The sequence below is a fragment of the Nocardia pneumoniae NBRC 100136 genome, from assembly GCF_000308755.1.
In the GTDB taxonomy this organism is placed as follows: Bacteria; Actinomycetota; Actinomycetes; order Mycobacteriales; family Mycobacteriaceae; genus Nocardia; species Nocardia pneumoniae.
This window is the reverse complement of record NZ_BAGF01000039.1, coordinates 22,841-40,811: the sequence shown is the minus strand read 5'-3', so window position 1 is coordinate 40,811 and position 17,971 is coordinate 22,841. Positions and strand designations below refer to the sequence as shown.

The following is a 17,971-nucleotide window of genomic DNA, read 5'->3' as shown; positions in this document are numbered from 1 at the left end:
CCGTCGCCCCGGATTGCACCGGACCTTCAGTGAGGCAACCTATCCAGCTTAGCTCAGCCGTTCACCCGGTCGAAATCGGGGTCCCGATCAAGCTAGTGTGATCGCCAGGCGCTCCTCGTCCTACCTCGTTTCCCGGTCCCTCCGCTCGGCTCGCGCCTCGCTTCTCGGCTCCGGGTCGGTGTCCGTGTCGCTCTGACCTGGAATAAGTTACGCGGCGGATTTCGCTTCGTCAAATCGCCTGGGCAGCGCGCTAATTCGCAGGTCAGAGGCGCGCGATCGGCACGAGCGACGGCAGAATGACACAAATGTGATTCAAGCCACCACAAGATCGTCCCGGAATGGTCGCGGCACGCCGCTCAGTTACCGAGGGCGTGGGCAGCGCCGCGGTGCAGCGGCACGGGAGCGGTATCCCGTGCGGTTTCCCTGCTGATCCCTTTCGCCGCCGAGTTGGCCTGTTCCAGCTGGGTCTTGCGTTCGAACAGGGTCCTGGTCAGCACGCAGGCGAGATCGGCGTCCAGGTCGTCGCGGACCAGGAGGACGTTCGGCACGACGATCGTCTTCACATCGGCGGGCAGGCCGTACGCGGCGGCGGGAATGGCGCCCTCTTCGTAGACGGGATTGATCTTGCGCAGGCCGGGCAGCTGATCGGTGACGTCCAGGAATCGGAGCCGGTCGCGGGCCACGGTGAACAGGTCGGTGATGCCCGGCGTGGGCAGGCCGCCGGAGAAGAACATGGCGTCGATGGACCCGTCCTTCATGCCGTCCACGGTCTTGGTGAGATCCAGCCGCTGGGCCGAGATGTCGCGATCGGGATCGAGACCGGCGGCTTGCAGTATCCGCTGGGCGATCACCTCGGTGCCCGACTTCGGCGAGCCTGTGGAGACCCGCTTGCCGCGCAGGTCGGTCACCGAGTTGATGCCCGCGTCCCGGCGCACGACCACCTGGGTGTAGTTCGGATACAGCCGCGCGAGCGCCTGCACCGGCTGTTTCTTGCCGTCGAAGCTTCCCGTGCCGAGCACGGCGTCGGCGGCGCTGTCGGCCAAGGAGAACGCCACCTGGTAGCTTCCCGCGACGACCTGCTGGATGTTCTGCACCGACGCACCGGTCTCTGCGGCGGTCGCCTTCACCTTGCCGTCGGTCGCCTGGGCGATCTGGTCGGCGTAGGCGTTGCCGAGCGCGAAATAGACTCCGGTGGCGTTGCCGGTCGCGATGCCGACGCGGGTTTCTCGCTCGAGCGCGCAGGTGACCGCCGCCCCCGAGTCGGTCCGCGGGGTGTCCCTGCGGCCGCCGCAGCCCGCGAGCAGTCCCGCCGCGAGCGTGATGACGGCGAATACCAATGCGGCTCTTCTCATGTCGTTCTCCTTCGCGACAGCAGGGTGATCCCGGCGGCCGCCAGCAGCGCGCACACCCCGATGATCAGCGCGAGAGGCGCCAAATACAGCAGCGTCAACCCGCCGACGGCGGCCAGAACGCGTGCCGCGAGCGGCGCGGGTCCGATGCCGGGGAGCCAGCCACCGGTGGCCGCCGCCAGCGCGGCGACACCGATGCACGCGACCACGGTGGTCCAGAGGATGCCGACGATGGGCCCGCGCCCGAGCAGATATTCACCCGGTCCGGTCAGTACGAACACGATCGGCACCAGGAAGGCGGGCAACGCGTATTTCAGGGCCTGCCACATGGTGGGCACCGTGCGGGCTCCGGTGATCGCGGCGGCGCCCACCGCCGCGAGCGCGGTCGGCGGCGTCACCTCCGAGAGCACCGAGTAGTAGAAGACGAACATCGCGGCGGCGGGCGCGGGCACGTCGAGGGCCAGCAGCGCCGGACCGATGATCGCCCAGCCGATGATGAACGACGCCGTGACCGGGACGGCGAGCCCGAGCAGCGCCAGCGCGACAGCGGCAAGTGCGACGGTGCAGGCCAGCACGACGGTGTGATCGTCCGACAGCGCCTTCGCGGCGCGCACCAGCAATGCCGCGAGCTGTGCGCCGAGGCCGGTCTTGGTCGTCATCGCGGTGATGACGCCCGCGGCCGCACACACCGCCACCACCGGCAGCGCCGAACGGACGCCGCTGCCGACCATGGCGAACACCCGGCGCGGCGACCGGGCCGCGGCGCTGGTGCGGGCGTCGAAGAAGGCCAGGATGAACGCCAGCGCGGTCGCGTAGACCACCGCTCGCGTCGCGCTCACCCCGATGAGCAGCAGCACGACGATCACGATCAGCGACAGGAAGTGATAGCCGAACCGCAGCAGCAGCCGAACCGCCGACGTGCCGCCGATCTCGACCGGTTCGGTGCCCAGTCTGCGCGCATCGATCTCGACGGCCAGCAGGATGCCCAGGTAATAGAGGAGGGTAGGGATCAGCGCCCAGCCGAGCACGGTGACATACGAGACCTCGAGGTATTCGGCCACGATGAACGCCGCGACTCCCAGCGTGGGCGGCGACAGGATCGCGCCGACGCCGGCCGCGGCCAGCATTCCGCCCGCCTGTTCGGGCGGGTACCCCGCGCGCCGCAGGATCGGCCAGGTCACCGCGCCGACGCTCACCGCGGTGGCGGTTCCGGATCCGGACACCGTGCCGAGCAGGAAACCCGATGCCACGGCGGTGCGTCCGGCGGCCCCGCGCGACCGCCGGAACGCCGCGACCGACAGATCGACGAAGAACTGTGCCGCGCCGGAGAATTCGAGCACCGCGCCGTACAGGGTGAACAGCACGATGTAGGTGGCCGCGACATCGAGCGGGGTGCCGTAGAAGCCGCTTCCGGAATTGAACAGGGCGTCGACGATCTGGCCGATGTCCAGTCCGGCGTGCGCGATGCTCCATTCCTGCGGCAGCAGCCCTCCGTAGTACCCGTAGGCGAGAAAGACCAGGCACACCGCGGGCAGCACCCAGCCCGTCGTCCGCCGGCATGCCTCCACGACGAGCGCCAGCAACACCGTGCCGACCGCGACGTCGACCGGATGGAGCAGTCCTTGCCGATCGAGGAACGCGTCGTATCCGCCGCCGCCCGATCCGATCGTCATCGGGACCACCGGATACAGGCAGACCCCCAGCGCCACCGCCGCCAGCAGCCAGTCCAGGAGGCCGGGGCGGTTGCGCCGATCCAGGAAGCGAAGACCCGACCCGTAGGCGAGGAAGACCGTGGGCAACGTGCCCGCCAGGAAGATCACCAGGTAGTACTGGCTCCCCTGTGCCAACGGCCGGAACACCTGCCACAGCGCGAGCAGCGCGACAGCGAACGCGGCGACGGCGACCACTCGCTCCGCCCAGCCGCTCAGCACTCGCGCGGGCCGCTCCTCGTCGTCGAACTCCACGACAGGCGGGCGCTCCTGCTCGTCCACCCGAGCGCCCAGCGTGTCCGACATGGCGAGACGATAGCAACACACGCACGCGCGTGTACCGGCTTTGGCGACAGCCGCGGCGAGTGGATCGCCGGTCAGCCGCCCAAGGGCGCCCGCCGCGGAAGGATCTTGCGGTACGAGATGCGCCAGCCACCCGCTTCGCGCACTACTACATCCTCGTATGTCACGCTCCCACAGCGGCCGTCGGCACTGATTCCGATTCCTTTGGACCGCACCAGAACCTCCCCCGCCTCGCTCTCGGAGATGATGACGTTGGTGACGTGATGCCCGACCGGATTCGCTTCGCCGAGCGCCAGCGCGGCCTCCCGCAGGGCCGCGACGCCGCGCAATTCGCCGAACCCCAGCTCGGTCAGGTCGTAGACGATCCCCGGGCTGAACAACTCCGCCATCCGATCGAGTTCGCCAGCGTCCACCAGGTGACCGTGCCGGGCGATCAGGTCGTTGATCGCTATACGGTCTTCCATCGATAGGGTCATGCGCAGCACCGTAGTGCCGCCCTTGGCGCCGGTCAGGTGAATATCGTCCGGCCGCGAAGGTGTCCTAGGGCGGATTTCCGGCCGCGCGAAGTAATTTGGCGCCGAGGGTGCTCAGTAGTTCTTTCATTTCTCGGGGTTCGATGACTTCGAAGTCGATGTTCAAATGCGCGATGCGCAAGGCGGTCCACTCCAAAGAATCCGCTGATGTGCGCAGCAGGCAGGTCTGGGCGTCCACGGGCTCGATCTCCTCGGGACGAACACGGAAGGAGTCGACGAGCGTGTCGGCGGGGGCGTGGACGCGCAGGACCACGTGGCGGAGCGGGCGGGAGCGGGCCAGTTGGCTGGTGACGAAGCTTGCCGCGTCCTCGGTGGGGAGTTCTCTTGGAGAGCAGTGTATCCCGGTGGGATGCGGGGAAGTCAAGCGGTCCACGCGGAAGGTGCGCCAGTCGGCGCGGTCGACGTCCCAGGCCACCAGATACCAGCGGCGGCCCGCGGAGACCAGGCTGTGCGGCTCGGCGAGGCGGCTGGTTTCGGTATCGGCCTTATCCCGGTAGTGGAAGCGGATGCGTTCGCCGTCGCGGGCGGCGGCGGCCAGGACGACGAGGATCTCGGGGTCGATCACCGGGCCCGCGGCGGGACCGGCGAGCGACACGGTGGCGGTGTCGATCGCGTCGACCCGGCGTCGTAGTCGCGACGGCAGCACCTGCTGGAGTTTCACCAGGGCGCGGGCGGCCGATTCCTCGATGCCCGCGACCGCGCCCTGGGCGGCCCCGCGCAGGCCCAGCGTGATCGCCACCGCCTCTTCGTCGTCGAGCAGCAGCGGTGGCAGCGCGGCGCCCGCTTGCAGCCGGTATCCGCCGACCGCGCCGAGGGTCGCGACCACCGGATACTCCAGCTCGCGCAGGCGCTCGACATCCCGGCGCACCGTCCGCACCGTCACCCCCAGCCGCGCGGCAAGTTCCGGACCGCTCCATTCGCGGCGGGTCTGCAGCAGCGACAGCAGCTGTAGCAGGCGCGCGGCGGTCTGGGTCACGTGATCCAGTATGGCCGCGAATGAGGACAGAAACCGACCTCATGGCCTCCTAACGTCGCGGTCGTGCATGCAGATCGAGACACCATCAGAATCGTCGGCGCCCGCGAGAACAATCTCCGCGACGTCTCGCTGACCATTCCCAAGGGCAAGATCGTGGTCTTCACCGGCGTCTCCGGTTCGGGGAAGTCGTCGGTGGTCTTCGGGACCGTCGCGGTCGAATCACAGCGGCAGCTCAACGAGACCTTCACCTGGTTCATCCGCAATCGGCTGCCCAAATACGAGCGGCCCGAAGCCGACGTGATCGACAACCTGGCGCCCGCCGTCGTCGTCGACCAGAAGCCGATCGGCGGCAATGCGCGTTCCACGGTCGGGACCATGACCGACATCCAGTCGGTCATCCGCGTGCTGTTCTCCCGGCACGGTGTGCCCAGCGCGGGCGAGGCCACGCGCTATTCGTTCAACGACCCGCTGGGCATGTGCCCGACCTGCGGCGGGCTCGGCCACGTGGTACGTCCGGATCTGGACAAGCTCATCGACTCCGCCAAGTCGCTCAACGAGGGCGCTATCACCTTCGCTCCCTTCGCGATCGGCACCTTCCAGTGGCAGCTCTACGCCGAGTCCGGGCTGTTCGACCCGAACAAGCCGCTGCGTGAGTTCACTCCGGAGGAGTGGCAATTGTTCTTGCACGGCAACGGTTTCCGCGTGCCGCGACGGAACAGGAACGGATCGGCGGGCAGCAACGCCTACGAAGGACTGCTGGAGCGGTTCGACCGGCTCTACATCAAGCGCGACCTCACCGCGCTGTCGGACAAGAACCGTGCGGCCGCGCAGGCGGTGGTCACCGAGGAGGTCTGCCCGGACTGCGGCGGCGCCCGGCTCAACGCCGCCGCGCTGGCGAGCCGGATCGATGGGCTCGGCATCGCCGACTACGGCAGGCTGGAGATCACCGACCTCATCGAGGTGCTCGCCGCCATCGACGATCCGGTGGCCGAGCCGATCGCGAGCGCCGCGATCGGCCGATTGCGCCGGATCGAGGAGGTCGGGCTCGGCTATCTCTCGCTCGATCGGGAGACCTCGACCCTGTCCGGCGGCGAGGCGCAGCGCCTCAAGGTCGTGCGGCATCTCGGCTCCAGCCTGACCGGCATGACCTACATCTTCGACGAGCCGAGCGTCGGCATGCATCCGCGTGACGTGGGCCGACTGAACAATCTGCTGATCCGATTGCGGGACAAGGGAAATACCGTGCTGGTGGTGGAACACTCCCCCGACGTGATCGCCGTCGCCGATCACGTCATCGACATGGGGCCCGGCGCGGGCGCGCACGGCGGGCGGGTGGTGTTCCAGGGCACGGTCGACGAACTGCGCAGCGCGGCGACGTCCACCGGCGAGCGGTTGCGCCGGGTGCGCCGGATCAAGGAGCATACGCGTCGGCCGACCGGATGGTTGACGGTCACCGACGTCGACACCTACAACCTGAAGAATCTCACCGCGCGTTTTCCCACGGGCGTGCTCACCGCGGTGACCGGCGTGGCGGGCTCCGGGAAGAGCACGCTGGTCTCCGGCGCGTTCGTCGCGGCGCATCCGCGGGTCATCGCGGTCGACCAAGCCGCGATCGCCGCCTCACGGCGCTCCAGCCCGGCCACCTATCTCGGCATGATGGATCCGCTGCGTCAGCTGTTCGCCAAGCGGCACGGCGTGCGGCCGGGCCTGTTCAGCTTCAACTCCGACGGCGGGTGCGGCGAATGCGGTGGCGCGGGCGTGATCTTCACCGACCTGGCGTACATGGATCCGGTCACCACGGTGTGCCAGGCCTGTCACGGCCGCCGGTACCGGCCGGATGCGCTTGCGTACCAGATCCGCGGCGCGTCCATCGCCGACGTGCTGGAGATGACCGCCGAACAAGCCCTCGATTTCTGGGCCGAGCTGGATGACCAGCGGATTCGCACGCCGCTGCGGGCGCTGCTCGACGTCGGTCTCGGCTATCTCACCCTCGGCCGCTCGCTGAGTTCCCTTTCCGGCGGGGAACGCCAGCGCATCAAATTGGCCGATCACCTGCATCGCCGCGGCGAGGTCTACGTCCTGGACGAACCGACCACCGGGTTGCACATGGCCGACGTGGACACCCTGGTCGAGCTGCTGGACCGGCTGGTCGACGCGGGCAACACGGTGATCGTCATCGAGCACGACCTGGACGTCGTCGCCCGCGCCGACTGGGTGATCGATCTCGGGCCGGACGGCGGAAAGCACGGTGGTGAGATAGCTTTCGCCGGAACGCCGTCGGCGTTGCTGAACGATGCTCGCTCCATCACCGCGGACTATCTGCGGCGCAGCGTGGTTCTCGGATGACCGTCGGTGCGCGGACGGATTCGCCTCGACCGTGGCAGGCAGCGGATATTTGGCCGGAGCCGATACGAACACCCTGGTCACCGTCGTGCCGAAATCCGCGGGACCGCAGTCTCCCGAGGGGTTGCGGCGGCATCATGAATGCATGACGACGCGCGAGGTGGTTCGGGCGGGGACGTTCGCGCGGATCTACGACCCCAGCGCCGGGGAGCCGGATGCGTGGTACATCAACGATCACACGCTGGTTCGCGACGGGTCCGGGCGATGGCACCTGTTCGGGATCACCCATCCGGAACCGGCGGACCCGTTCGACGAAATCGAATTCGCGCACGCCTGCGCCGAGCGGTTGCACGGGCCGTGGACCAAGCACCCGTCCGCCTTGCGGGTCCAGCGGGACTACGGGGAGACACATCTGTGGGCGCCGTACGTGGTCGGCGCGCACGGCCGGTACTACATGTTCTACGCCGCGGGCGGCGCCGACCGCACCGCCGCGGCGATGAACCTGGCCACCTCGACCGACCTGTTCCAGTGGACGAGACTGCCGACAGGTCCGCTGTTCCACGACGGCTACGACGCTCGCGATCCGATGGTGGCGCGTGTGGGCGACCAGTGGGTGATGTACTACTGCGCGACCAGCGCCGCCACCGGCGGACATCACGTCGTCGCCTACCGCACCAGCACCGACCTCGTGCACTGGGGTGAACGCCATATCGCCTACACCGACCCGGCGAAAGGCACGGAAGCGGGCAATACCGAGTCTCCGTACGTCTTGCGGCACGACGGTTGGTGGTACCTGTTCATCGGCCCGCGCCCGGACTACGTCGGCACCGACGTCTTCCGCAGCGACAGCCCGTTTCGCTTCGGCATCGGGGACAAGATCGGACATATCGCCGCGCACGCGGCCGAAGTGGTCCACGAGGACGGCCGCTGGTGGATCACGAGCGCGGGCTGGGGTCAGGGTGGCGTCCACCTCGCGTCGCTGACGTTCCCGCAGTCGCGTGCGGCCAAAGCGGTTCCGCGATAAGCGGTCCGAAGCACCGGCAAGGGCCCGATTTCCCGAAACGCGCCAACGAGCACGCAACGGCTGGTATCTGTTGATCGAGGCGAACTCTCCGACCATCCCCAACGGGAGGGACCGGCATGGCCCGTATCGGCGTTATCAGCATTTCCGATGGCCGCGACTACGTGCATGCGGGCATCGCCGATTTCATCATCTCGACCGAGGACCGTGTGGTGGCCGCGCTCACCGCGGCGGGACACGACGTGGTCCGCGGCAGCGCACCGATCAGCGACAACGCAGCGGCGAGCTCGGTCGCGCGCACGGTCGCCGCGGCGGGCGTCGATCTGACCGTGCTGCACTACGCGGTCTGGTCGTTTCCGCATTTCACCATGCTCGCGGCGGGCGCGACACCCGGCCCGCTGCTGTTGCTGTCGAACATCGATCCCGTGCAGCCCGGCATGGTGGGGATGCTCGCGGCGGGTGGCGCACTCGACCAGATCGGGCGCAAGCACACCAGGCTGTGGGGAGATCCGTCCGATCCGGAGTTGATCGAGGCCATCGGCGTGCGGGCGCGGGCCGCGGCGGCCGTATCCGGTTTGCGTGGGTCGACATTCGGGCGCTTCGGTGGGCGGCCGATGGGCATGAACACCGCGGTCGCCAACACCGACCAGTGGCAGCGGCGCTTCGGCATCGATGTCGAGGAGATCGATCAGTGGGAAATCGTGCGCCGCGCGGAGCTCGCCGACACCGGTGAGGCGAAGGCGGCGCGCGAGTGGTTGGAGCGGCACACCGCGGGCGTGCACTACGACGGCGCCAAACTCACGCCGGAGCTGCTGGAACGCCAGATCCGGTCGTACCTGGCGGTGCGGGAGCTGATCGCGGAATGGCGACTGGACTTCTCGGGCATCAAAGGACAGCCCGAACTCACCCAATATTTCGCCACCATGGACGTCACGGAGGCGTTCCTCAACGATCCCTACGACTGGAACGGTCCGAAAGAACCGCATGTCTGCGCCACCGAGGCGGATATGGACGGCGCGCTGACCATGCAGCTGCTGAAGCGGATCGCGGGGACCCCGGTGCTGTTCGCCGACGTCCGGCACTATCACGCGGACCGGGACATCTGGGATCTGTGCAATTCCGGCCAGCACGCCACCTGGTTCGCCGCGCGCAGCGCCGATCCCGCGGAGAATCTGGCGAAGGTGCATCTGTATCCGGAGGTGTTCTTCTTCCCGGCGGGCGGCGCCTCGGTGCACCATCTGGCCGCGCCCGGCCGGATGACGCTGGCACGGCTCACCCGGCTCGACGGTGACTACCGGATGCAGCTGATGCTCGGCGACTTCGAAGCCTACGACCAGCAGACGAACGAAGCGCTGATGAAGCAATCCACCTGGGAGTGGCCGCACGCCTTCGCCAGGCTGGACGCGCGCGCCGAAGACTTCTTGAATCGCTTCGGCGCCAACCACATCCATGCGATACCAGGCGACCACCGGGCCGCGGTTCGCGCCGCCTGCGAGCTGTTGGACGTCACGCTGGACGAGTTCACCCGGTGACGATGTTCCTCGGCATCGATATCGGGACCTCCAGTTCCAAGGGTGTGCTGGTCGACGCCGACGGCACGATCGTCGCCAAGGCCGAACGAGCGCACGAGATCTCCATGCCCCATCCCGGATGGGTGGAGCACGACGCGGAAACGGTGTGGTGGGCCGACTTCGTCTCGCTCGCCCAGGAGCTGGTGCGCGCCGCCGACGGTGCTTCGCTCGACGGGCTGGCGGTGTCGGGTATCGGCCCGTGCCTGCTGCCCGCCGACGCGAAGGGAAATCCGCTGCGTCCGGCCATCCTCTACGGCGTCGACACGCGAGCTGGTGCCGAAATCGCGGAACTCGACCAGGAATTCGGGACGCAAGCGGTGCTCGACCGTGCGGGGTCACCGCTGACCAGCCAGGCCGTGGGCCCCAAGGCTCGGTGGCTGGTCCGGCACGAGCCGGAAGTCGCGGCGCGCACCGCGATGCTGCTGATGGCGAGTTCCTTCCTGGTGCACCGGCTGACCGGCCGGTACGTTCTCGACCATCAGTCGGCCAGTCAATGCGTGCCCCTGTACGACCTGCGCGCACGCGCGTGGGCGACGGACTGGGCCGAGCAAGTCGTGCCGGGATGGTCGCTGCCGGAACTGGCTTGGCCGACCGAGATCGTCGGACACGTCACCGCCGACGCGGCGTCCGTCACCGGACTACCGGCGGGGCTGCCGGTCACCACGGGGACCATCGACGCATGGGCCGAGGCAGCGAGTGTGGGTGTTCGCGCCCCCGGCGATGCGATGATCATGTACGGCACCACCCTGTTCATGGTGCAGGTGCTCACCGATCCGCGCCCGCATCCCGGCCTCTGGGGCACCTGCGGCGCGTGGCCGGGCACGTACACGCTCGCCGCGGGCATGGCCACCTCCGGGGCGGTGACGGACTGGCTGCGCAAGCTCGTCGGCGGCGAGTTCACCGACCTGGTCGCGGCCGCCGCGGACGTGCCGGTCGGCAGCCGGGGGTTGCTCGCGCTGCCGTACTTCGCCGGTGAGCGCACTCCCCTGTTCGATCCCGACGCCCGAGGCATCATCGCGGGATTGACGCTGCGGCACGGGCGTGCCGAACTGTATCGGGCGGTGCTGGAAGGTATCGCCTACGGCGTGCGGCACAACCTGGCGGCCATGACCGGGGCGGGCGGACAGGCGGCGCGTCTGGTCGCGGTGGGCGGCGGCACCAAGGGCGGATTGTGGACGCAGATCGTCTCCGACGTCACCGGCTTGGAGCAGCAATTGCCCGCGGACACCGTGGGCGCCTGTCTCGGCGACGCTTTGCTCGCGGCCGAAGCCTCCGGTGTCGACACCTCCGGGTGGAATCCCATCGTCGACACCGTGCGGCCTTATCCCGAGCGCACCGCGAAATACGTTGAGTACTATCGGCGCTACCGCGAACTGTACGAATGCACAACGGCTATCACGCATTTTCTCGCGGCCGAACACGATCGCGGCTGAACATCTTCCTGATCGCGGGTATCTATGCGACGATGCAAGGTTGACCCGCAGAACCACACGAGGATTCCATGCCGACAATCAGCTTGACCCAGCAGAATTTCGATTCCGTCGTCGCGTCCAACGCGATCGTGCTGGTCGATTGGTGGGCAAGCTGGTGTGGGCCGTGTCAGCGTTTCGCGCCCGTGTACGAGGCGTCGTCGGACCGGCACCCGGAGATCGTGCACGGCAAAGTCGACACCGAGGCCGAGGTCGCGTTGAGCACCAGCGCGCAGGTGACCCAGTATCCGACGCTGATGGCGTTCCGGGAGGGCTTGCTGGTGTATTCCCAGGCGGGCGCATTGGCGCCGGACGCGCTGGAAGACCTGGTGCAGGAGATTCTCTGGCTGGACATGGACCAGGTCCGCCGGCAACTGTCCGAACAGGACGCGCGACAGCTCGCCACCACGGGAGCCTCCGCAACCGCACGCCGGGCCGGACTCGCACCGGTCTCACCCCGATACGGCTGGCCCGGACTGTGACCGCGCCGGGCGCGGATCTGTGGCGGCTGGACGGCGCGCGAACGCGGTCGGTCAGCGCCGAGAACCCCACCGGAGCTCCCGGCGCAGGCGCACGCGCGATCGACGGCACCGGCGCGCACGCGGCTCGATTGCTGGGCGCCGGGTGGAAGGTATCGCCCTCGATCGCGCTCGCCGACGGCGAAAACGCCACGCTGGCCGACGTTCCCGGCCCGGGAGTGATCCGGCACTTCTGGTTGACCACCGAGCGCTCGGTGCTGTGCGCGCTGACGCTGCGCGTGTACTGGGACGACGCGCCTCGGCCCGCGATCGAGCTGCCGCTCGGCGATTTCTTCTGCAACGGATGGGGCGAGCTGGCACTGCTCGCCTCGGAGATGGTGGTGGTCGCCCCTGCGGGCGGCCTGAACAGCTATTGGCCCATGCCGTTTCGGCACCGTGCCCGGATCACGCTGGAAAATCGCTGCGGCCGGGAAATACCGGTCTACTACCAAGCTACCTACACCGAGGAGGATGTGCCGGACGCCGCCGGTTATCTGCACACCCGTTGGTCGCGTGCGGCCCGCTTGGGCAATCCGGCTGTGCACACGATTCTGGACATGGCGCCGGGGCCCGGTCGCTACGTCGGCACCTACCTCGCCATTCGCCCCGGCGCTCCGGGATGGTGGGGCGAAGGCGAGGTCAAGTTCTATCTCGACGGCGACGCCGAGCACCCCACTATCTGCGGGACCGGCACCGAGGATTATTTCGGCGGCGCCTGGAATTTCGACCTCGACGGGACATATCGGACATATTGCACCCCCTATCTCGGGCTGCATCAGATCCTTCCGCCGGACGAAATCTATCGACCTGACCAGTGCTTCGGGATGTACCGCTGGCATGTGCGCGATCCGATCTGTTTCGAGCGCGATCTGCGCGTCACCGTGCAGGCGCTCGGATGGCGGGACGCGGAAACCTATCTGCCGCTGGAAGACGCCGAGATCGCGACGACCGCGTGGTGGTATCAGTCCTGAGCCGGTGATTCCGGCGTATCCGTTTGCTGCGAGTCCGGCGCCAGCAGCTCGTCGGCGCGGGCCAGTGCCGCGTCCATGCCCGCGGTCAGATCGCCCATCACGGTGAGACCGTCCAGCAGACCGATGAGTTCGTCACGCATCGCACGCAGTTCCGCGATCGCCGGATCGACCGGGTACCACGCGACCGCCTCCCGCCACCACGGATCGCCGGACAGCCAGGCCCACAGCACGTCCCGCACCAGCACCGGGTCGGAGGTGTACATCTGGAAGGACTCGGTCGCCGACCCGGCTCGGTACTCCAGTTCGTAGACGCCGTCGGGCAGGCGCGCGGCCCGGATGTCGTGCAGGTCGGCGCGGCTGAGCTCGAGAATGGCCTGGTCCGGGCGGGGCGGTTCGTCCAGCAGGGTGCCGAGCGCGTCCTCGGTGAGTTCCGGCAGCGGCGTCCCGTCTCCCGCGCGAACGCGCACGTCGGTGGGGTCGATGCTCATCGCGTCAGTCTGCACGATGGGGTGGTCGATTACCCGAAACGCACCGTAGCGCGGCGTTTCGGGTGCAAGGTGGGGACATGTCTGTGCTGCGAACGGTCGACAGGTTCCCCGCTGCACGCCGAATCGGATCGGGGCCGGACGCATGACGACGGTCGCGGGAGTGGACAGTTCCACCCAATCGTGCAAAGTGGTCGTCTGCGACGCCGACACCGGCGCCATTGTGCGGCAAGCGCAGGCGGCGCACCCCGACGGAACCGAGGTCGACCCCACCGCTTGGTGGGACGCGTTGCGCACCGCGGGAGCCGGATTGCTCGATGACGTCGACGCTATCGCCGTCGCGGGGCAGCAGCACGGCCTGGTCGCTCTGGACGCCACGGGCATGCCCGTGCGCGACGCGTTGCTGTGGAACGACCTCCGCTCCGCCCGGGCGGCCGAGGAATTGATCGCGGAGCTGGGCGGCCCGCGGGCGTGGGCAGAGGCGGTCGGCAACGTACCGGTGGCGGCGTTGACCATCGCCAAACTGCGCTGGATGGCCGATCACGAGCCGGAACTCGCCGACCGAACCGCGCGGGTTCTGCTGCCGCACGACTACCTGACCTGGCGACTGCGCGGCGAGCCGGGACGCATGCCGGAGCCGACCACCGACCGCGGCGACGCTTCCGGTACCGGGTATTGGTCGCCCAGCAGCGGCGCTTACCGCGAAGATCTGCTCACCATGGCCTTTCGCGGACGCGCACCCGCGCTCCCCAGCGTGCTCGGTCCCGCCGAACCGGCGGGGCGGACGCCGTGGGGCGCGCTGGTCGCCGCGGGAACCGGAGACAACGCCGGGGCCGCACTCGGCCTGGACATCGCCGACGGAGACGTGGTCGTCTCGCTCGGCACCAGCGGCACGGCCTTCGCCCGCTCCAGCCGCGCCTGCGCCGACCCGAGCGGCGCGGTCTCCGGATTCGCGGACGCGACCGGCGCGTTCCTGCCCCTGGTCTGCACGCTCAACGCCGCCCGCGTCCTGACCTCGACCGCCGACCTGCTCGGCGTGGACCTCCCCGCGCTCGAATCGCTTGCCGCGCAAGCGCTGCCGGGCGCGGACGGCGTGGTCCTGCTGCCCTATCTGGCGGGTGAACGCACACCCAACCTGCCACACGCCACGGGCAGTCTGCACGGGTTGCGCCCGGACACCATGCGCACCGCCACCGTCGCACGCGCCGCCTACGAGGGCATGCTCTGCCACCTCGCCGACGCGCTCGACCATCTCACCGGGCTCGGCATTTCGCCGCGACGCGTGCTGCTCGTCGGCGGCGCCGCCCGCTCACCGCTGGTCGCGGCGATCGCCGCCCAGGTTTTCGGCGTCACGGTGACGGTGCCGGAACCCGCCGAGTACGTCGCGCTCGGCGCCGCACGGCAGGCCGCTTGGGCGCTCAGTGGTGCGCCCAGGCCGCCCGTGTGGCAGGCGCGCACGGCCGCGGAGATGCCCGCTCCCGCCGACGCCTCGGTCGGGCAGCTGATTCGCGCGCAGTACCGGCGAGCACGCCGAGCGGTCTACGGGTGACGCCTCGGCAGCCAGTTCCGCGGCCTTCTCCGAGGCCGGAGCGGTCAACAGCACGGCGCCGCCCAGGCCGCGCGGGGGGTAGAAACCGCCGCCAGCTCGCGCAGATATGCCCCGGTTTCGTCGTCGGCGGGAAAGTATGCCTCCACCGCGACCTCGTCGAGCGTGATGTCGAAGGCCGCGCCGAACGTGGTGACCGTGCTGAAGAAGGACAGTTCGGTGTCGCGGTGGCACAGCCGGATCGGCAGCACGATGGCGCCGGGATCGAGGTCGGCGCCGCCCGGGGTGCCGTAGGACCGCAATTCTTCGTGCAGCGCGGACAGCTCGGGATCGCCGGTGGCCATGACTTGGCGGGCCAGCCGGGGCAGGAGGAAGCCGCGCACCTCCTCCAGGTTTCGGAGCCGGGACGCGAATCCCCCGGGGTGCAGACCGAGTCGCATCATGTTGATCGGCGGTTCGAGCAGGCCGGGGTCGACATCGTCGAAGAAGACCCGCACGCAGTCGTTGGCCTGGACGAGGTTCCAGCGGCGGTCGACCGCCAGGGCCGGATACGGCTCGTGCAGGTGCAGCACTCGTTGGACCGCGTCGCGGGCGCGCCGCAGGGCGGGATCGGTCCAGGCGCGGCGGCGGAATTCGGGGGCGTACCCGGCGGCGATCAGCAGTCGGTTGCGTTCGCCGAGTGGAATATTCAGCTGCTCGGCCAAGTGCAGCACCATGGAACGGCTGGGTGTCGTCCGCCCCGTCTCGACGAAACTGACGTGCCGGGCCGACACGTCCGCCTGAATGGCCAGATCCAGCTGACTCAACTTCCGCCGATGCCGCCACTCCCGCAGCAGCTCGCCGACTCCCCGGTCTCCGGTCATCGGCCCAGTATCGTGGCGGTGCGGTCGCGTCCGCCATTACATGGCTGGTAATCGACACCGTCACCGCCGCACCGTCACTCTCTTCGCCATGACGGACAACAACCTGGCAGTACGCAACAAAGAACTGGCTCTGCGCGGATTCACGGAGTTCGCGGCCGGTGACATCGAGGTGCTCCGCACTCTCCTGCACGACGACTTCATCGAGCACAGTCCCGGAAATCCCTCCGGCAAGGATGCTTTCGTCGAGTTCATCGCGCGGGCTCCCGTCGCCCGCTCGCGGCTCGAGCTCGCCAGGGTGATCGCCGACGACGAGTACGTGGTCATGCATTACCGCATGGTTGCGCCCGACGACGAGCGTGGCGTAGCCGTCGCCGACATCTGGCGGTTCGTCGACGGCAAGATCGTGGAGCATTGGGATGTCGTTCAGCCGGTGCCCGAACCCGCCGACGTGCCACACGGCATGTTCTGATGCCCGCGTGGTGGATCGCACGGCCACTCGACGTGCGATCCACCGCCGGTAGTCGTCAGCGGTGTCCCGCCGCGCGCACCACCGCTGCCAGCGACGCCGTGAGCGCGGAATCGCCTCGGCCGCAGGCCCACCCGGAACGTCCTCCACTGCGGTACTCCAGATAGGCGACCGCGGGGGCATCGTCGCCCGACTCGATCGACTGCTGGGTCATGCCGAGTATCTCGATCGGGTGACCGCTGTCGGCCAGCGCCGCGGTGAGGCCCGCGATCGGGTCGACGTCGCGATGCACCGAACGGTGGGTCACGCCGTCGACCGTCAGCGTGATCTCGGTGCCGTCGCTGCTGGTGCGCCAGTCCTTCAGCTCGATCCAGGACGGGTCCTCGCAATAGATCGCCTCGAACAGATCGCGGAGTTGGGCGGCGGTGATCTCGGCGCCGGTGTCGTCGGCGCGCTCCTGCACGTGCCGGGCGAACTCGATCTGCAAGCGACGTGGCAGGTCCATGCCGTATTCGGTGTGCAACAGATAGGCGATGCCGCCCTTGCCGGATTGCGAATTCACCCGGATCACCGCTTCGTAGCCGCGACCGAGGTCGGCGGGATCGATGGGCAGATACGGCACCCGCCAGTCGAGTTCGCGTTCCGCGACGCCGGTCGCCGCGGCGCGGGCGCGATGCTCGGCCAGACCTTTCTTGATCGCGTCTTGATGGGTGCCGGAGAACGCGGTGTGCACCAGGTCGCCGACGTACGGGTGGCGTTCGTGGATCGGCATCCGCGTGCAGTATTCGACAGTGCGCCGGACCTCGTCGATATCGGAGAAATCGATCATCGGATCGATGCCTTGCGCATGCAGATTCAACGCGAGCGTGACGATGTCGACGTTGCCGGTGCGTTCGCCGTTGCCGAACAGGCAGCCCTCGACGCGCTGCGCGCCCGCCAGCACCGCCAGCTCGGCGCACGCGATGCCGGTGCCGCGATCGTTGTGCGGGTGCACCGACAGGATGACGCTGTCGCGGCGGGCCAGGTTGCGGTGCATGTATTCGATCTGGTCGGCGTAGACGTTCGGGGTGGCGACCTCGACGGTGGCGGGCAGGTTCAGGATCACCGGCCGCCGCACGGTGGCGTCCCACAGCGTGGTGATCCGGTCGCAGATGTCGAGCACGTAGTCGGGCTCGGTCAGGTTGAACACCTCGGGCGAGAACTCGAAGCGCACGTTCGGCAGATCGCCCGCGCACGCCAGCACGTCGCGAGCGCCGTCGAGGATCAGCTCGCGCAGGGTGGCGCGGTCCTTGCCGAGCACGGTCTCGCGCCAGACGGGGGCGGTGGCCGTGTACAGGTGGATCACCACCTCGTTGCGGACGCCGCGGACCGATTCGACGGTGCGCTCGATGAGCTCGCGGCGCGCCGGAGTGAAGACGACGATCGTCACGTCCTCGGGCGCGAGATCGGCCTCGGCGATGAGCCGGACGAAATCGAAGTCGGTCTGCGACGCCGACGGGTAGCCGACCTCGATCTCCTTGTAGCCCATCGCGATCATGAGCTCGAAGAAGCGCCGCTTGCGTGCCGGGTCCATCGGCTCGGCCAGCGCCTGGTTGCCGTCGCGCAGGTCGACCGGCACCCACAGCGGCGCTCGGGTGATCCGCGCGTCCGGCCAATGCCGTTGGGTCAGGGGAACGTCCACACGCTGGTAGACGTCGCGGTAGCGAGCCGATGGCATGTGCGAGCTGCGTTGGCGATTCCACGCCGGGGCGTCGTCGGGTATGGCGCCCGCGGGCGTATCGATGGTCGGGAAAACGGGAGTCATGGTTCTGCTTCCTGGCCGTCACGGCCGTCACGACGAAAAGTGAC

At 68.7% G+C, this 17,971-nt stretch carries 15 protein-coding genes; 8 read left to right on the top strand and 7 right to left on the bottom strand.

Annotation, left to right across the window (positions count from 1 at the left end):
* Positions 1-356 precede the first annotated feature (356 nt).
* The 4 genes from ON34_RS10840 to ON34_RS10825 form a co-directional block, all read right to left on the bottom strand.
* The gene (locus ON34_RS10840) at positions 357-1,352 is read right to left on the bottom strand and encodes a TAXI family TRAP transporter solute-binding subunit (protein ID WP_040777846.1); all 996 of its coding nucleotides are present in this window, start codon (positions 1,350-1,352) and stop codon (positions 357-359) included.
* Positions 1,349-3,364: a TRAP transporter permease gene (locus ON34_RS10835; RefSeq protein WP_040777843.1), complete on the bottom strand. Its 2,016-nt coding sequence runs from the start codon at positions 3,362-3,364 to the stop codon at positions 1,349-1,351. Before ON34_RS10835 ends, ON34_RS10840 begins: the two co-directional genes overlap by 4 nt.
* A 71-nt stretch (positions 3,365-3,435) precedes the next feature.
* Entirely contained in the window at positions 3,436-3,837 is a 402-nt protein-coding gene (locus ON34_RS10830) for a nuclear transport factor 2 family protein (RefSeq protein WP_040777872.1), read from the bottom strand.
* 64 nt (positions 3,838-3,901) lie between these two features.
* The gene (locus ON34_RS10825) at positions 3,902-4,870 is read right to left on the bottom strand and encodes a helix-turn-helix transcriptional regulator (RefSeq protein ID WP_040777839.1); all 969 of its coding nucleotides are present in this window, start codon (positions 4,868-4,870) and stop codon (positions 3,902-3,904) included.
* A gap of 63 nt (positions 4,871-4,933) precedes the next feature.
* Here ON34_RS10825 and ON34_RS10820 point away from each other — a divergent pair, with 63 nt between their 5' ends.
* The 6 genes from ON34_RS10820 to ON34_RS10795 all read left to right on the top strand — a co-directional run bounded on the left by ON34_RS10820 (position 4,934) and on the right by ON34_RS10795 (position 12,763).
* Entirely contained in the window at positions 4,934-7,216 is a 2,283-nt protein-coding gene (locus tag ON34_RS10820) for an ATP-binding cassette domain-containing protein (RefSeq protein WP_040777836.1), read from the top strand.
* Between the two features lie 142 nt (positions 7,217-7,358).
* Positions 7,359-8,237 (top strand): family 43 glycosylhydrolase, encoded by an 879-nt coding sequence (locus ON34_RS10815; protein WP_040777869.1) that lies wholly within the window; start codon positions 7,359-7,361, stop codon positions 8,235-8,237.
* A gap of 116 nt (positions 8,238-8,353) precedes the next feature.
* Positions 8,354-9,766 carry an L-fucose/L-arabinose isomerase family protein gene (locus ON34_RS10810; protein WP_040777833.1) on the top strand — a complete coding sequence of 471 codons (1,413 nt, stop codon included), beginning with the start codon at positions 8,354-8,356 and terminating at the stop codon, positions 9,764-9,766.
* Positions 9,767-9,768: 2 nt separating this feature from the next.
* Complete coding sequence (locus ON34_RS10805; protein WP_040777830.1) at positions 9,769-11,238, top strand: FGGY-family carbohydrate kinase; 1,470 nt, start codon at positions 9,769-9,771, stop codon at positions 11,236-11,238.
* 68 nt (positions 11,239-11,306) lie between these two features.
* Complete coding sequence (locus ON34_RS10800; protein ID WP_040777827.1) at positions 11,307-11,756, top strand: thioredoxin family protein; 450 nt, start codon at positions 11,307-11,309, stop codon at positions 11,754-11,756.
* Positions 11,753-12,763: a glycoside hydrolase family 172 protein gene (locus ON34_RS10795; RefSeq protein WP_040777824.1), complete on the top strand. Its 1,011-nt coding sequence runs from the start codon at positions 11,753-11,755 to the stop codon at positions 12,761-12,763. The genes ON34_RS10800 and ON34_RS10795 overlap by 4 nt, the downstream gene beginning before the upstream one ends.
* Here the strand turns inward: ON34_RS10795 and ON34_RS10790 are convergent.
* Positions 12,754-13,251 carry a hypothetical protein gene (locus ON34_RS10790; protein WP_040777821.1) on the bottom strand — a complete coding sequence of 166 codons (498 nt, stop codon included), beginning with the start codon at positions 13,249-13,251 and terminating at the stop codon, positions 12,754-12,756. The genes ON34_RS10795 and ON34_RS10790 overlap by 10 nt on opposite strands.
* Before the next feature lie 142 nt (positions 13,252-13,393).
* Between ON34_RS10790 and xylB the strand changes: the two genes are divergently transcribed.
* Entirely contained in the window at positions 13,394-14,797 is a 1,404-nt protein-coding gene (gene xylB / locus ON34_RS10785) for a xylulokinase (protein WP_040777818.1), read from the top strand.
* Positions 14,798-14,841: 44 nt separating this feature from the next.
* On the opposite strand, the gene ON34_RS10780 is transcribed toward xylB, so the two are convergent.
* Positions 14,842-15,657 carry a helix-turn-helix domain-containing protein gene (locus tag ON34_RS10780; RefSeq protein WP_040777815.1) on the bottom strand — a complete coding sequence of 272 codons (816 nt, stop codon included), beginning with the start codon at positions 15,655-15,657 and terminating at the stop codon, positions 14,842-14,844.
* An 88-nt stretch (positions 15,658-15,745) separates the two neighbouring features.
* Here ON34_RS10780 and ON34_RS10775 point away from each other — a divergent pair, with 88 nt between their 5' ends.
* Positions 15,746-16,126, top strand: coding sequence for a nuclear transport factor 2 family protein (locus ON34_RS10775; protein ID WP_051022363.1), 381 nt, complete (start codon positions 15,746-15,748; stop codon positions 16,124-16,126).
* Between the two features lie 55 nt (positions 16,127-16,181).
* On the opposite strand, the gene ON34_RS10770 is transcribed toward ON34_RS10775, so the two are convergent.
* On the bottom strand, positions 16,182-17,840 hold the full coding sequence (locus ON34_RS10770) for a 2-isopropylmalate synthase (RefSeq protein ID WP_040777864.1): 1,659 nt from the start codon (positions 17,838-17,840) through the stop codon (positions 16,182-16,184).
* Positions 17,841-17,971: the final 131 nt, after the last annotated feature.

Excerpts from the sequence above, each read along its gene's own strand:
- ON34_RS10840 (WP_040777846.1), bottom strand. The coding sequence starts at position 1,352 with ATGAGAAGAGCCGCATTGGTATTCGCCGTCATCACGCTCGCGGCGGGA.
- ON34_RS10835 (WP_040777843.1), bottom strand. The coding sequence starts at position 3,364 with ATGTCGGACACGCTGGGCGCTCGGGTGGACGAGCAGGAGCGCCCGCCT.
- ON34_RS10830 (WP_040777872.1), bottom strand. The coding sequence starts at position 3,837 with ATGACCCTATCGATGGAAGACCGTATAGCGATCAACGACCTGATCGCC.
- ON34_RS10815 (WP_040777869.1), top strand. The coding sequence starts at position 7,359 with ATGACGACGCGCGAGGTGGTTCGGGCGGGGACGTTCGCGCGGATCTAC.
- ON34_RS10810 (WP_040777833.1), top strand. The coding sequence starts at position 8,354 with ATGGCCCGTATCGGCGTTATCAGCATTTCCGATGGCCGCGACTACGTG.
- ON34_RS10805 (WP_040777830.1), top strand. The coding sequence starts at position 9,769 with ATGTTCCTCGGCATCGATATCGGGACCTCCAGTTCCAAGGGTGTGCTG.
- ON34_RS10800 (WP_040777827.1), top strand. The coding sequence starts at position 11,307 with ATGCCGACAATCAGCTTGACCCAGCAGAATTTCGATTCCGTCGTCGCG.
- ON34_RS10790 (WP_040777821.1), bottom strand. The coding sequence starts at position 13,251 with ATGAGCATCGACCCCACCGACGTGCGCGTTCGCGCGGGAGACGGGACG.
- xylB (WP_040777818.1), top strand. The coding sequence starts at position 13,394 with ATGACGACGGTCGCGGGAGTGGACAGTTCCACCCAATCGTGCAAAGTG.
- ON34_RS10780 (WP_040777815.1), bottom strand. The coding sequence starts at position 15,657 with ATGACCGGAGACCGGGGAGTCGGCGAGCTGCTGCGGGAGTGGCGGCAT.
- ON34_RS10775 (WP_051022363.1), top strand. The coding sequence starts at position 15,746 with ATGACGGACAACAACCTGGCAGTACGCAACAAAGAACTGGCTCTGCGC.
- ON34_RS10770 (WP_040777864.1), bottom strand. The coding sequence starts at position 17,840 with ATGCCATCGGCTCGCTACCGCGACGTCTACCAGCGTGTGGACGTTCCC.